Here is a 14,642-nt window from a genome sequence, read left to right as displayed (position 1 = left end):
GTGGACCTCAGTATCGACATCCCCCAACTGCCGGACTGCGAGCCCATGCTCATCGGCGGTGAGTGGACCACCGGCACCGCGGCGGAACGCATCCCGGTGCTCGACCCCGCCACCCGGGAACAGCTCACCACGGTCGTGCAAGCGGGTCACGCCGAAGTGTCGGCGGCGGTCGAGGCGGCCAACACCGCGCACCGTGACCGCCGTTGGCGCGGCCTGCCGCCCCGGCAGCGCCGTGACATCCTGCTGCGCCTCGCCGACCTGGTGGAGCGCGACGCCGAGCAACTGGCGGTGCTGGACACCCTGGACAACGGCAAGGCGATCGAACGCGCCCGAGGCGATGTGGAGTTGGGCTTGCAGGCCATCCGTCACTTCGCGGGCACCCCGACCCGTCTGGAGGGCACCGTGCACGCGGCCGGCCCCGACCGGCATGTGTACAGCGTCCGCGAACCGGTGGGCGTGGTGGCCGCCGTACTGCCGTGGAACTTCCCCTTCATGATCGCGGCCTGGAAGCTCGCCCCGGCCCTGGCGGCGGGCTGCACGGTCGTCGTCAAGCCGGCCGAGCAGACACCGCTCACCGCGCTGCGGCTGGCCGCGCTGTGCCTGGAGGCGGGCGTGCCCGAGGGCGTGGTCAACGTCCTTACGGGCGACGGGCGTACGGGTGCGGAGCTGGTCGCGCATCCTGGTGTCGCCAAGGTGTCCTTCACCGGGTCCACGGAGGTCGGGCGGCACATCATGGCCGCGGCGGCACCGTCGCTGAAGCGCCTCACGCTCGAACTGGGCGGCAAGTCCCCCAACATCGTCTTCGCCGACGCCGATCTCGACGCGGCCGTACCGAACGCGGTGCGCGCGGTGTTCGGGCACTCCGGGCAGATGTGCACGGCGGGCAGCAGGCTGCTGGTGGAGCGCACGATCGTCAAGGAGTTCCTGGACCGGCTGGTCCCGGCGGTGGAGGCACTGCGGATCGGTCCCGGGCTGTCGGGCGGTGTCAACATCGGTCCGCTGGTGTCGCAGGAGCAGTACGACCGCGTAACGGGTTACGTCGAACTCGGACGCGCCGAGGGCGCCGAGGTGGCCGTGAGCGGTCAACTCCCCGACGGACCCGGCTGGTTCGTACCGCCGACGGTGTTCACCGAGGTCACCCCCGACATGCGGATCGCGCGGGAGGAGATCTTCGGCCCGGTCGCCACGATCATGCCCTTCGACAGCGAGGAGGAGGCGATCGCGCTGGCCAACGACAGCGAGTACGGCCTCGCCGCCGGCGTCTGGACGGGCAGTCTGGCCCGTGCCCATCGCACGGCCGCCGCGCTGGAGGCCGGGACCGTGTGGGTCAACACGTACAACGAGTTCGACCCCGCCGTGGCCTTCGGCGGGATGAAGCAGTCAGGCCTCGGCAGGGACCTCGGCGACGCCGCCGTCGACGGGTTCACCGAGCTCAAGAGCGTGACGATCGCCCTGTGAGCGCGCCCGTGACGGCCGGGACGGCCGCCTCGCCCCCGAACCCGGCGCCCCCGCGCACCCTGAACGTCGCGGCCGAACGCGCCCGTACGCCCGGCTCGTTCACCGGTCACCACTTCAACTCGGCGGGCGCCGCGCTGCTCGCCAACGGCACCGTCGAGGCGGTCATCGACCACCTGCGCGCGGAGAGCCTGTCCGGAGGCTACGAGGCCGCGAAACACGCGGCTCCCGCTCTGGAGGCCGTCTACGCGCGTACCGCCGAACTCCTCGGCGCCCGGCTGGAGGAGGTCGCCCTGGTCGAGAGCGCGACGGCCGGCTGGCAACGGGCCGTGTCGGCGCTACGACTGCGGCCCGGCGACCGGGTGTTGGCGGCCCGCTCCAGTTACGTCAGCAGCGCGCTGCACCTGCTGTCGGTCGAACGCGACCACGACGTCCTGGTCGAGCTGCTGCCCAACGGCCCTGACGGAGCGGTGGACTTGGAGGCCCTGGAGGCAGCGCTGCGGGCGGGACCGGCCGCGCTGGTGACGGCCGCGCATGTCCCGACCTCTTCGGGGCTGGTCGAACCCGCCGCGGCGATAGGCGCGTTGGCCGGTGCCCACGGTGTGCCCTTCCTGTTGGACGCGACCCAATCGCTCGGCCAACTGCCGGTGGACATGAGCGCCATCGGCTGCGACCTGCTCATCGGCACCGGCCGCAAGTTCCTGCGCGGCCCACGCGGCACCGGCCTCCTCGCGGTACGCCGCCCGCTCCTGGACCGGCTCGCCCCGGAGGCGCCCGATGTCCGGGGCGCCCGCTGGACCGCCGAGCGCAGCTGGGAACTGGTCCCGGACGCCAAACGCTTCGAACTCTGGGAAGCCGCCCACGCGTTGCGCCTGGGCCTCGGCGCCGCCCTGACCGACCTCGCCACACTAGGCGTCGACACGGTCGCCCACCACCTGACCACCCTCGCCGCTTCACTCCGCGACCGCCTCTCCGCCCTGCCAGGCGTCCAGGTCACCGACCCGCCCGCCGCCGCCGGCGCCATCGTCACCTTCGTGGTCGACGGCCTGGACGCCTCCGAGGTACAACGCCAACTCGCCTACCGCCGCGTCCACTTGATCGCGGTACCGGCGGGCCACGGCCGCTGGGACATGGACCACCGGGGCCTGACCAAGGTGGTCCGGGCGTCCGTCCACGTCTACAACGACCAGGACGATCTGGACGCGCTGGTGGAGGCGGTACGGGAGATCGTCTGCCTGCGAGGGCGCGGTACGGCGTCGGCCGTGGGGCAACGGGAAGCGGGAGACACACGGCGGGGCAACACCGAGCCGGAGGTCGATCCCGCACCACCCGCACCCTCACCGACGACCCCATCGGTCCATCACACTTCTCACCACTGCCACGACGCGATCGTCGTCGGTCTCGGCGTACACGGCAGCGCCGCCCTGCGTCACCTTGCCGCGCGCGGACTCGACGTCGTCGGCCTCGAACAGTTCGGCCTGCACCACGACTTGGGTTCCTCGCACGGGGCGACCCGGATGATCCGCCGCGCCTATCCGCACCCCGACTGGGACGCTCTGGTCGACACGGTGTACCGGGCCTGGGCGGAGCTGGAGGGCGCCTCGAAGGCCCAACTGCTCGACATCACCGGCGGGTTGTACGCGGCGCCGAAGGATCGACCCGATCCGCTGCGCGGCCCCGGTTGCCGTGAGGTCGACGCCGAGGAGGCGGCACGGATCTTCCCGGGACTGCAACTACCTCCCGGCTTCACGGCCGTACACGACCCGCGCGCCGGCATCATCGACGCGCAGGAGACACTGCGCGCCCAACTGACCCTGGCCGAACGCTCGGGCGCGCACATCCACGACCACGCCGCCGTCCTCGGCTGGGAACCGGACGGCGACGAGGTCGTGGTCCGCACCGGCAAGGCCGTCCTGCGCACGCGGCGCCTCGTGCTGTGCACCGGCCCCTGGACGGCGGCCCAAGTCCCCTCCCTGGCACCTCATCTGACGGTCACTCGGATCGTCAACGCCTACTTCGCCGCCGACCCGGCCGGACCACTCGGCCCCGACGGCCTGGGCAGCTTCTCCGTCGACCTGCCGCAGGGCCTCCTGTACGGGTTCCCCGCGGCCGACGGCCGCGGCCTCAAGGCAGGGTTGGACAGCGGCCCGCCCTGGGACCCCCAGGCGCTCCGCCCCGAAGCGACCGCCGACGAACTCGCCCTGCTGGCCGAGGCGGTGGCCCAAGTCCTACCCGGCGCCGGGCCCGTGACGGAGAGCCTGACCTGCCTCTACACGATGACCGCCGACCGGCGTTTCGTCGTCGGCGAAGTGCCGGACGCGCCGCAGGTGTTGGTCGCGTCGGCGTGTTCGGGGCACGGGTTCAAGTTCGGACCGGCGATCGGCGAGGCACTGGCCGACCTCGTGTGCGGAATCGCCCGCCCGGACCTGAACTTCCTCTCCCCAGCACGGCTGTTCCCGGGTGGCACCCCGTGAGGGCCCGCACCCGGCCGCCCCGGTCGCCCCAGTCGCCCCGGTCACCCAGGACGACCCGCCGCTCAGCCGTTGAAGACCGTCTGGGAACGGCGCTCGTACCAGGCCGTCAGATGCTCGCCGGAACTGATGACGTGCTCGCGCATCAACGCGTCGGCGCGGTCGGCGTCGTGCGCGGCCAACGCGTCGATCACGGCCTCGTGCTGACGGATGTTCAGGTGCCGATGGCGTTCGTCGCCGGCGAGGGCGAGCGAGGAGACATTGCGCGGGAAGCTCTCGTTGATCCGGTCGATCATCCGGGTCAGCCAGGGGTTGTCGGCCGCTTCGCAGATGACCGTGTGGAAACAGTCGTTGGCCGCCGTGGTGGTGAGTCCGCCCGCGTCCCTCACCTCACCCTCGGATCGTGCCACCGCCTCGCAGAGCACCGCGTTGTGTTCTCGCAGCGCCGCGAGCCCGCGTTCCGTGATCCGGGAAGCGGCGCGCCGGGCGGCCATTCCCTCCAGCTCGGCCCGGACCTCGTAGGCCTGGCGCACCTCCCAGGGGGCGGGCACCCGCACCACCGCACCGCGGTTCGGCTGCATCTCGATCAGCCCGCCGTTCTGCAGTTGGCGCAGCGCCTCGCGCACCGGTGTGCGGCTGACCCCGAACTCGGTGGCCAGCGCCGCCTGGCGCAGCGGTTTGCCGATCGCCAGCTCGCCGTTCATGATCCGCGCGCGGATGCGGGCCGCGATGTCGTCGACGAGGGGACTCTCGTCAGTCTCAGGCGTCATCGGAGTCGGTCAAACCCTTCTCGGGGGCGGTCGGGGGCTGCGCGGTGGTGGAGCAGTTTCCCACGCGGCCGGGGGCATCCACAGCCGCTCGTTTTTGGATCCACTTCCATGATATCCGCATCCAATAGGAGGGCCGCATGAATCTGGACTTCGCCAAGGCGATCGACGTGTCCGTTCCCATCCATCCCGGCATGCTCCACTGGGGCCGCCGCCCTGAGGTGGAGATCGTCGAGTCCCGTACCGCCGGCGATCCCTCCAACGTCAGCCGCTGGCGCATCGGCGCCCACACCGGCACCCATATCGATGCTCCGGCCCACTTCATCGACGGCGGCAAGACGGTCGACCGGCTCGACCTGACCGCCCTCAACGGCACCGCGCGCGTGCTGGACCTCACCCACGTCAAGGAGCAGATCACCGCCGCCGACCTCGACACGGCCGGCCTCGGCACCGAGGAACGTGTACTGCTGCGCACCAGCAACTCCGAGGGCGTCCTGCGCAGCCCGTGGAAGGCCCGGGAGTGGGTCGGGCTGGCCCCCGACGGAGCGGAGCGGCTCATCGAGGCCGGGGTACGCACCGCGGGCATCGACTACCTGAGCATCGAGGCGGTCGCCTACACCACCCACTGGGAGACCCACCAACTCCTTTGCGCCGCCGAGGTGTTGATCCTGGAGGTCGTGGACCTTCTGCACGCCCCCGCCGGGGTCTACGACATGCTCTCCCTCCCCCTGCCCCTCCAGGGCGCCGAAGCCGCCCCCTCCCGCACCGTGCTCCTCCCGAGGGACGCGGCGTGACAGCCGCCTCCCCGCTGATCCTGGCCGCACCGCACCCGGCGGCGCTGGCGGCGGCCCGCCGCACGGCCGGGCGAGGCGGCAACGCCGTGGACGCGGCGCTCGCGGCAGCCGCCGCCCTCACCGTCGTCTACCCCCACCAGTGTTCCCTGGGCGGCGACTTGATCGCGCTCGTGCACCCCCCGGGCGGCTCGGTCCGCGCGGTGGTCTCAGCGGGGGCCGCCGCTCAGGCCGTAGACGTCGAGGCACTGCGCGCCGCCGACCGGCGGATGCCCGCGCAGGGGCCGCAGACGGTGACCGTGCCCGGTGTGGTGGCGGGCTGGGCCGCGCTCGCCGACGCCTACGGCACGCCCGGCGCCCTGGCCGACGCACTGCGGGATGCTGCCGAACTGGCCGAGGACGGGGCCACCGTGTCGGCCGGTCTGGCGCGCGCCATCCGTGAACGGGCCCCGCAGATCGGCGCGGACCCCGGGCTCACCGCACTGCTGACCGGCCCCGGCGGCACACCACTCGACGAGGGCGACCCACTCCCCCAGCCCCAACTGGCCGCCGTACTACGGACACTCGCCGACGATCCGTCGTCCTTCTACCGGGGCGCGGTCGCCGAGGCGTTGGCGAACGGCCTGCGCCGGGCCGGGAGTTCGCTCACCGCGAGCGATCTCGCGGCCCATCAGGCGGAGAACGTCGAGCCGTTGACGCTGGACGTGGCCGGAACTCGTTGGTGGACCGCCCCGCCGCCGAGCCAGGGGGCGAGCCTGCTGGCCCTACTGGAGACCGCGGCCTCGGTGGCGAAGTTGTCCGAGCCGGAACGCACCGGCGTGCTGGCCGACCGCTGCCAAGACGCCTCGGCGGCACGGGACTTGCTGCTCGGTGACCCGCTCGGCCCCTCGCCCATCGACCTGGACGGACTGCTGCGCCCGGTTCCACTCGCCGGTGCGCGACCGCCCGAGCCGTCCTTCCGGCCCGCCGGGGACACCGTCGCGATCACCGCCGTAGACGCTTCCGGGCTGGCCGTCTCGCTGATCCAGAGCGTCTACCAGACCTTCGGCTCCGGTATCTGCGAGCCGGAGACGGGCATCGTGCTGCACAACCGGGGCTCGGCGTTCAGCCTGCTCCCTGGCCATCCCGCCCTCATCGGCCCGGGTCTACGGCCCCCGCACACCCTGTGCCCGGTGCTCGGCAGGTCCGCCGAACTGCTGCTCGCGGCCGGTTGCCAGGGTGGTCGGGCGCAGCCGCAGATCCTCGCCCAGACCGTGCCCGAGCTGATGGATCCCGCCGCCGATCCGGTCGCCGTACTGGACCGGTCCCGGTGGGTGATCGGCGCCCGCGACATCGGCCATGAGACGCCGACCCTGCTGGCCGAACCCAGGTCCGTACCGGCGGACGCGGACGCGTTCCCGTCGGTGGTTCCGGTGGTCGTGGCGCCGGGCCGTACCGATCTGGCCGGTCACACCCAGGCCGTACGACTGTCCGCCGACGGCCGGCTGGACGGCGCATCCGATCCGCGCGCCGACGGCGGCACCATCTTGGAAGGAAGCACTCCGTGAGCACTCTGGCCCCCGAACCCGCACCGGCCGACGCACCGCATCCGTTGGACCCGCTCACCGTCACCGAACTAGCCACAGTTGTAGGGGTGTTGAGAGCCGACACCCGAGTACCCGACGACTCGCGCTTCTGGGGTGTGGCGCTGGACGAGGACCATGCCCGGCGTGCCGCTCCCGGGGACTCCCGGCGGGCCCGCGCGGTCGTGTTCTCCACCTCCGCGCGCCACGCCTTCGAGGTCGATCTCGAACTCGGTGACAAGCCGCAGACCACCGCCTGGCGGGAGTTGGACGTACGCAGTCCGGGCTGTTCCTCCGAGGAGGCGCGGCAGGCCGCAGCCGCTTGTCGGGCGGACCCGCGTTTCCGGGAGGCGCTGGCGCTGCGCGGGATCCACGACGTGTCGTTGGTGATGGTGGACCCGGAGTCGATCGGCGGATTCGAGCCGCCCGAGTACGCGGGCCGTCGGCTGACCTGGGGCAGTGTCTGGCACCGGACCTCCGAGGACGACAACGGCTATGCGCGCCCGGTGCAGGGTGTGGTGCCGATCATCGACATGGAGACCATGGAGATCCTGCACATCGAGGATCACGGGGTGGTGCCGCTGTCGGAGGAGTCGGGCGTGTTCGCGGCCGGGACGGTGGCCGAGCGGCCGGGGCTGAAGCCGCTGGAGGTCGTCCAGCCCGAGGGGCCGAGCTTCACCGTCACCGGGCAACGGATCGACTGGCAGGGATGGTCGGTCCGGGTCGGCTTCAGTCATCGTGAGGGGCTCGTGCTGCACGACCTCGCCTTCGCCGCGGCCGGGAAGGGTCCTCGGCAGGTGATCCGGCGTGCGGCCGTCAACGAGATGTACGTTCCCTACTTCGACACGGCCTCCACCCAGTACCGCAAGAACTTCTTCGACTGGGGCGAGTACGGCGCCGGCCCGCTCACCAACTCCCTTGCGCTGGGCTGCGATTGCCTCGGTGTCATCCAGTACTTCGACGCGGCGGTGCTCGGCGGCGACGGCGTCCCCCGGCTGATCCCCAACGCGGTCTGTGTGCACGAGGAGGACGACGGGATTCTGTGGAAGCACCACGACGGGCGCACGCGTCGTACGGAGGTGCGCCGTTCGCGCCGGCTGATCATCTCGACGTTCGCCACCGTCGCCAACTACGACTACGGCTTCTACTGGTCGCTGTACCAGGACGGTTCGGTGATGCTGGAGATCAAGATGACCGGCATCCTCTCCGCGACCGGCGTCGAGGAGGACGAGGCGACGCCGTACGCGCGCCGGGTCGCGCCGAACGTCGCGGTCACCAATCACCAGCACTTCTTCAGCGTCCGCCTCGACATGGCGGTGGACGGCGATCCCAACCGGCTGGTGGAGGTCACCGCCGAGCACGAGCCCGACCCGGTCCTCGACCCGTACGGCAACGCGGCCCGGACCGTGCTGCGGCCGATCCTCAGCGAGTCGGAGGGAGCCCTGCGCACCGATCCGTCCCGTGGGCTGCACTGGCGGGTGGAGAGCACCGGGTCCCGCAACCGGATGGGTGAACCGACCGCGTACCGCGTGCACTTGGAGAACACGGCGGTGCTGCCGGTGCGGGAGGACAGTGTGTGCGCCCGCCGAGCCCCGTTCGTGGGGCGGCAGTTGTGGGCCACGGCCTACGACGCGGACCGGCGGTTCGTCGGCGGCGAGTACCCGAACCAGGCCGAGCCGGGCGCGGACGGTGTGCACAAGTGGCAGGAGGAGAACCGGTCGTTGGACGGCACGGACCTCGTGCTGTGGGCCACGGTCGGCTCGCACCACTTCCCGCGTCCCGAGGAGTGGCCGGTGATGCCGGTGGCCAAGGCCCGGCTGCGGCTGGAGCCGGACGGCTTCTTCGACCGCAACCCGGCGCTGGACGTGCCCGCCCCCAACTCCTGTCACACGCCGGGCCCCACGACCCCGGACCACTGCTGCGGCTGACCGCGCCTCCCCTCCCCCGAAAGGCGTCCCATGCGCGAGGAAGAGAACACACGGCTCACCCGGACCGGTCCCGGCACCCCGGCCGGTGAGTGGATGCGCCGCTACTGGCAGCCGATCGCCCTCAGCGAGGAACTCGACGGCGTACGGCCGCTGGTGGCACCCAAGGTGATGGGCCAGGACCTGGTCCTGTTCCGCGACGAGCAGGGCGAACTCGGTCTCGTCGACCGGGGCTGTCCGCACCGCGGCGCCGACCTGGCGCTCGGCCGGCTGGAGGACGGCGGGCTGCGCTGTTGCTTCCACGGCTGGCTGTTCGCGCGTGACGGCTCCTGTCTGGACACCCCCGCCGAGCCCGCCGACAGCCCGCTCAAGTCCCGCGTACGGCTGGGTAGTTACCCGGTCCAAGAGATCAACGGGATCATCTGGGGCTACCTCGGCCCCGGCGAGCCGCCCCAACTCCCCGCCCTGGACTGCTTCCAGGCTCCCGCCAGCCACGCCTTCGCGTGGAAAGGGCTGCTGGAGTGCAACTGGCTCCAGGCCCTGGAGGTCGGCATCGACCCCGCCCACGCCTCCTACCTGCACCGCTTCTTCCAGGACGAGGACCCCGCCGACAGCTACGGAAAACAGTTCCGCGCCGCCTCCCAGGGCACCGACCTCCCGATGACGAAGATCCTGCGCGAGTACGGCCGCCCCGACATCGACGCCGTCCGTACCCCGTACGGCATCCGCCTCACCGCCCGGCGCGCGCTCGACGGCACGGACACCCAGGGCCTGCCGATGGACGGCAGCCGTACCCATGTCCGCATCACCCACCAGGTGTTCCCGCACGCCTTCCACATCCCCCTGGACGCGGAGACGGCGATCACCCAGTGGCATGTGCCGATCGACCACAACTCCAGTTACTGGTATGCCCTGTTCACCAGCGTCGGCGGCCCGGTGGACCAGGACGAGATGCGCCGGCAGCGGGTCGGCGCGGTCACCCTGCCCGACTACCGGCCGCGCTTCGGGCGCGCGAACGGCTACGGCTACGACCCGGTGGAGCAGCGCACGACGACGTACACCGGGCTCGGCACCGACATCAACGTGCACGACCAGTGGGCAGTTGAGGGCCAGGGAACCGTCCAGGACCGTACCCGCGAGCATCTGGGCCGCTCCGACAAGGCCATCGTGATGTACCGGCGGATGCTCGGCGAGGCCATCACCGCCGTCGAGCGCGGCGAGGACCCGCCGCTGGTGCTGCCGGCCGAGGAGGCAGGGCAGCTGCACGGACCGGTCGCCCTGGACGGGATCGGCCCCACCGAGGGCTGGCGGGAGCACTGGACGGCCGTCACCGACAAGCAGCGCGCCGACAGTAGTTGGGCGCAGCCGCTGGGAACGGACGGCTGAGCCGCGTGGGATTCATCGAACGGCACGGCCTGTGGAACCCCGAACAGGCCGCCGCCGCACGGGAGATAGGCGAACGTGCCGAGAGCGGCGGGATGACGGTGGTACGGCTGGTCTTCGCCGACCAGCACGGTCTGCTGCGCGGCAAGACCGTCACCATGGGCGAACTGGCCAACGTGCTGCGCGACGGCACCGGCATCGCCTCGTCCCTGCTCGCCAAGGACACCTCCGGACGGACCGTCTTCCCGCTCTTCACCAAGGAGACACCGCTCGGGCTGCCCGAACTGCGCGGCGCCGCCGACATGGTGATGGTCCCCGACCCGCTGACCTTCCGGATGCTGCCCTGGTCCCCGGGCACGGGCTGGCTGCTGTGCGACCTGCGCTTCACCACCGGCGCACCGGTCCCGCTGTGCACGCGCGGACTGCTGCGCTCCGTCCTCGACCAGGCCGACGGGCTGACGTACCGCACAGGCCTGGAGGTGGAGTTCCACCTCTTCCGGCTCGACGATCCGCGTCTGGGCCCCGGCGACCAGGGCCAGCCCGGCGCCGCGCCCGAGGTCGGCATGCTCAACCACGGCTACCAGTACCTCAGCGAGCTGCGCTACGACGAACTCGACCCCATCCTCGACGTCCTGCGCTCCAACATCGAGGGCCTGGGCCTCCCATTGCGCAGCCTGGAGGTGGAATTCGGCCCCAGCCAGGTCGAGTTGACCCTCCAGCCCGCCGACGGTCTCGGCACGGCCGACGCGATGGTGCTGCTGCGCAGTGCCGTGAAGCAGGTCGCCGCCCGCCACGGCCATCACGCCACCTTCATGTGCCGCCCCCATCTGCCCGGTGTCTTCTCCAGCGGCTGGCATCTGCACCAGAGCATGCTGCGGGACGGCGTGGGCGTCTTCGCACCGGAGACCGGCGAACTCACCGCGTCCGGGCCGCCGTTGTCGCCGTACGGGACGGCGTTTTTGGGTGGGCTGCTGAGGCACGCGCGGGCCACGAGTGCGTTCTCGACGCCAACTCTCAATGGATTCAAGCGCTTTCGCTCGCTGTCGCTGGCGCCGGACCGGGCGGTCTGGGGGCGCGACAACCGCGGGGCGATGGTGCGGGTGCTGGGTGACGGGCCGTCATCGACCCGTCTGGAGAACCGGATCGGTGAACCGGCCGCCAACCCCTACCTCTACCTCGCCTCCCAACTCGCCGCCGGGCTGGAGGGCGTGGCCGGTGGCCTGGAACCCGGACCGGCCGCCGACGAGCCCTACGCGGCACGCGCCGAACCGCTCCCCCGCTCGCTGGGCGAGGCCCTCGACGCGCTGGAGTCCGACCGCATGCTCGCCGACCGGCTCGGCAAGGACTTCGTCGCGTACTACACGAGCATCAAACGAGCCGAGATCACCCGCTTCGGCGAAGAGGTGACCGACTGGGAACAGCGGGAGTACTTCCGTGTCTTCTGACCTCGGCACCTCCCGCGCGGCGACCGTACGGCTCCTGGTCCGACAGGCCCGTTGGATCGCCCACGACGTGCTGGAACTCCGGCTGACCCGACCCACCGGCGGCGCCCTGCCGACCTGGGAGGCGGGCGCACATGTGGAGTTGACCCTGCCCTCGGGGCTGCGGCGGACCTACTCGCTGTGCGGGGAGGCGACGGACACCGAGGCGTGGACGATCGCCGTGCACCGCGTGCCCGAGGGGCGTGGCGGCTCCCGGGAGATCCACGAAACCGCCCTGGTGGGAAGGGAGTTGGAGGTACGCGGACCGGTCAACCGTTTCCCGCTCCTACCCGCGCCGGGCTATCTCCTGCTGGCCGGCGGCATCGGCGTCACCCCGCTGCTGCCGATGGCCCGCGAACTCACCGCCCGCGGCCTCCCCTGGCGGCTGGTCCTCGGCGCCCGCGACCGGTCCCGGCTCGCGTACGCAGAGGAGTTGGCGGCGTTGGGCGGGGACCGCGTGCTGCTCGTACCGCAGGACGAGGCGGGCTTCCCTGACCTGGCCGCCGAACTCGCCGCCACCCCGGCCTCGTACGCCGTCTACGCCTGTGGCCCGCAACCGATGCTCGACGCGGTGACGGCCCTGTGCCGTACGGCTGACCCGGCGCGGTCACTGCACGTCGAACGCTTCACGGCGGCCGACGACATCGACCCAGTCCAAATCGGCTCATCGGGTGGTGAGTTCGAGGTGGTGCTGACCCGTTCAGGCCTGCGGCTGACCGTGCCCGCCGACCGTTCCGTGCTGGACGTCGTACGGGAGAAGCGACCGGACGTGCCGTACTCCTGCGAGGAGGGCTACTGCGGTACCTGCGAGACGCCGGTCACGGCCGGGGTCCCGGACCACCGCGACACGGTGATCGAGCCGTCCGAACGACCCACCGCCACCACGATGATGATCTGCGTGAGCCGCTGCGACTCCCCGGTGCTGGAGTTGGACCTCTAGGTGGCTCGTCGCTTCGCCAGGCGATGCAGCAGAGCACGGGGGCGGTACGGGATCACCTCGGCCAAGGAGATGGCGGTGCTGGTGCGGTCGACTCCGTCGATGGCGAGGATCGCCTTGGTGACGCGGTGCAGGTCCGCGGTGTCCTTGGCGACGACATGGGCGAGGAGGTCGGCGTCGCCGGTGGTGTAGTGCACCTCGATGACCTCGGGGAGATCGAGCAGGCCTTCGTGCACGCTCTCGGGTTCGGCCTGACTCACGGCCAGCGACATGAACGCCACCAGGCCGTACCCGAGGGCGGCGGGGTCGACGCGTCGGCTCACGGGTTTGAGCACGCCGTCGGCGGCCATCCTCCGCAGCCGCGCGTGCACGGTGTTCCGGGCCACGCCCAGGGTCTGGGCGAGGGCGAGGATCGTCGCGTCCGGGTCGTCGTCCAAGGCCAGGATGATCCGGGCGTCCAAGGGGTCCATCAGCGTCATGATGTGCATTCTGCCACCAGAATTCAGGCCTATTGAGCACCTGTCGCACCAATCGGAACCTCTATTGCGCGAATGCCCGGCCGTGTGGTCAAGGTGGTGAGCCGTTCCACGCCTCCACCCTGTTGAAGGACCGCCCGCCATGGCCTCGAAGACACCTCCTTCTGGCACCGGTAGTTCCTGGCTCGTCATCGTCGCGGCCGGAGTCGCTGCCGGGTTACAGGTGTGGAAGGTGCCGCCCGCGCTCCCGTTCCTGCGGCACGACCTGTCGCTGAGTCTGGTCCAGGCCGGGACCCTGCTGGGGATCGTCCAACTGGCCGGGATGCTCGGGGGACTTGCCGTCTCGCTGCTGGCCGAGTTGATCGGCGAGCGACGCTGTCTGAGCGCGGGGCTGGTCCTGCTGTTCCTCGGTTCGGCGGGCGGTGGATTCGCCTGGTCGGCGGCGCCGCTGCTGGCCTCGCGGGCGGTCGAGGGGGCCGGTTTCATCCTGGTGGCGGTGACAGGGCCGGGGCTGATCCGGCGCACCGCTCCACCCGGCCGTTTCACCACGGCGATGGGGTTCTGGGGCGCCTACCAGGGCATCTCCACCTTCGCCGGTCTCATCGTCGGCGCGCTGGTCCTCCAGGTGATGCCGTGGCGGGTGTGGTGGTGGGGCATGGCCGTGGTCGCGCTGCTGCCGTTGCCGTGGGTCCTGGCCCGGGTTCCCCGGGACGACGCGGGTGGTGTGCGTGGCGCGGCGGCGGCCCTGGCGCGCATCGGCCGTACCGTCCGGGCACCGGCACCCTGGACGGCCGGTCTTGTCTTCGCCTGCTACACCCTGCCGTGGATGGCGGTGGTCGGATTCCTGCCCACCATCTATCGGGACGGCGGGATGACGGGCAGTTGGCCGGGTGTGCTCAGTGCGGTGGTCGGTGCGGCGAACGCCGTCGGCTCGATCGGCACGGCGGCACTCATGAAGCGCGGCCTGCCCACCCGCGCCCTCATCGTCCCCGCGTTCGTCCTCATGGCCGTCACGTCCGTGCTGGCCTTCGCCGTGGACTGGCACGGCCTCCCGGCAGGCACCGCTTGGCAGTTCGCGTGTGTCACGGTCTTCTCGCTGACCGGCGGGGCGATACCGGCGACCCTGCTGCGCATGATCGGTGAGCTGACGCCGGCCGGCGGTTCCGCTCCCGCCACCATGGGCCTGATCCAGCAACTGTTCAACGCCGGGAGCTTCGTCGGCCCCACCGCCGCCGCGTGGCTGGCCACCCGTACCGGCGACTGGCACTCCACCTGGTGGCTGACCTGTGCCTGCACGGCCGCGGGCATCGCCCTCAGCCGTCTCCTGAGGCCGCGGACCACTGCTCCAGTACCGGACGCAACGGCCTCACCATGCACCTGAGTCGAGAGGCCCG

At 71.5% G+C, this 14,642-nt stretch carries 11 protein-coding genes; 9 read left to right on the top strand and 2 right to left on the bottom strand.

What is annotated here, in order from left to right; all coding sequences use genetic code 11:
- On the top strand, positions 1-1,458 hold the full coding sequence (locus OG407_RS47125; protein ID WP_405867296.1) for an aldehyde dehydrogenase family protein: 1,458 nt from the start codon (positions 1-3) through the stop codon (positions 1,456-1,458).
- Complete coding sequence (solA, locus tag OG407_RS47120; RefSeq protein WP_405867294.1) at positions 1,455-3,929, top strand: N-methyl-L-tryptophan oxidase; 2,475 nt, start codon at positions 1,455-1,457, stop codon at positions 3,927-3,929. Before OG407_RS47125 ends, solA begins: the two co-directional genes overlap by 4 nt.
- Positions 3,930-3,991: 62 nt before the next feature.
- Here solA and OG407_RS47115 read toward each other — a convergent pair whose 3' ends face one another.
- Positions 3,992-4,696, bottom strand: coding sequence for a GntR family transcriptional regulator (locus OG407_RS47115; RefSeq protein WP_405867292.1), 705 nt, complete (start codon positions 4,694-4,696; stop codon positions 3,992-3,994).
- 137 nt (positions 4,697-4,833) lie between these two features.
- Here OG407_RS47115 and OG407_RS47110 point away from each other — a divergent pair, with 137 nt between their 5' ends.
- From OG407_RS47110 to OG407_RS47085, 6 genes are read left to right on the top strand one after another with little or no spacing between them, the layout of a single operon-like run.
- Positions 4,834-5,487: a cyclase family protein gene (locus OG407_RS47110; protein ID WP_405867290.1), complete on the top strand. Its 654-nt coding sequence runs from the start codon at positions 4,834-4,836 to the stop codon at positions 5,485-5,487.
- Complete coding sequence (locus tag OG407_RS47105; RefSeq protein WP_405867288.1) at positions 5,484-7,031, top strand: gamma-glutamyltransferase; 1,548 nt, start codon at positions 5,484-5,486, stop codon at positions 7,029-7,031. The genes OG407_RS47110 and OG407_RS47105 overlap by 4 nt, the downstream gene beginning before the upstream one ends.
- Complete coding sequence (locus OG407_RS47100; protein WP_405867286.1) at positions 7,028-8,974, top strand: primary-amine oxidase; 1,947 nt, start codon at positions 7,028-7,030, stop codon at positions 8,972-8,974. The genes OG407_RS47105 and OG407_RS47100 overlap by 4 nt, the downstream gene beginning before the upstream one ends.
- A 30-nt stretch (positions 8,975-9,004) precedes the next feature.
- Positions 9,005-10,357 (top strand): Rieske 2Fe-2S domain-containing protein, encoded by a 1,353-nt coding sequence (locus OG407_RS47095; protein ID WP_405867284.1) that lies wholly within the window; start codon positions 9,005-9,007, stop codon positions 10,355-10,357.
- A gap of 5 nt (positions 10,358-10,362) precedes the next feature.
- Positions 10,363-11,799, top strand: coding sequence for a glutamine synthetase family protein (locus tag OG407_RS47090; RefSeq protein WP_405867282.1), 1,437 nt, complete (start codon positions 10,363-10,365; stop codon positions 11,797-11,799).
- Positions 11,789-12,775 carry a PDR/VanB family oxidoreductase gene (locus OG407_RS47085; protein WP_405867280.1) on the top strand — a complete coding sequence of 329 codons (987 nt, stop codon included), beginning with the start codon at positions 11,789-11,791 and terminating at the stop codon, positions 12,773-12,775. Before OG407_RS47090 ends, OG407_RS47085 begins: the two co-directional genes overlap by 11 nt.
- On the opposite strand, the gene OG407_RS47080 is transcribed toward OG407_RS47085, so the two are convergent.
- Positions 12,772-13,251 (bottom strand): Lrp/AsnC family transcriptional regulator, encoded by a 480-nt coding sequence (locus OG407_RS47080; protein ID WP_329347946.1) that lies wholly within the window; start codon positions 13,249-13,251, stop codon positions 12,772-12,774. The two genes, OG407_RS47085 and OG407_RS47080, sit on opposite strands and share 4 nt — an antisense overlap.
- A gap of 139 nt (positions 13,252-13,390) precedes the next feature.
- Here OG407_RS47080 and OG407_RS47075 point away from each other — a divergent pair, with 139 nt between their 5' ends.
- Positions 13,391-14,629, top strand: coding sequence for a CynX/NimT family MFS transporter (locus OG407_RS47075; RefSeq protein WP_405867278.1), 1,239 nt, complete (start codon positions 13,391-13,393; stop codon positions 14,627-14,629).
- Positions 14,630-14,642: the final 13 nt, after the last annotated feature.

The sequence above is a fragment of the Streptomyces sp. NBC_01515 genome, assembly GCF_045040345.1.
Taxonomy (GTDB): domain Bacteria; phylum Actinomycetota; class Actinomycetes; order Streptomycetales; family Streptomycetaceae; genus Streptomyces.
Note: the sequence above shows the minus strand (reverse complement) of the source record. Positions and strands in the feature narration are given on the sequence as shown.

Coding starts and splice junctions, on each gene's coding strand:
- OG407_RS47115 (WP_405867292.1), bottom strand. CDS start 4,696: ATGACGCCTGAGACTGACGAGAGTCCCCTCGTCGACGACATCGCGGCC.
- OG407_RS47110 (WP_405867290.1), top strand. CDS start 4,834: ATGAATCTGGACTTCGCCAAGGCGATCGACGTGTCCGTTCCCATCCAT.
- OG407_RS47095 (WP_405867284.1), top strand. CDS start 9,005: ATGCGCGAGGAAGAGAACACACGGCTCACCCGGACCGGTCCCGGCACC.
- OG407_RS47080 (WP_329347946.1), bottom strand. CDS start 13,251: ATGACGCTGATGGACCCCTTGGACGCCCGGATCATCCTGGCCTTGGAC.
- OG407_RS47075 (WP_405867278.1), top strand. CDS start 13,391: ATGGCCTCGAAGACACCTCCTTCTGGCACCGGTAGTTCCTGGCTCGTC.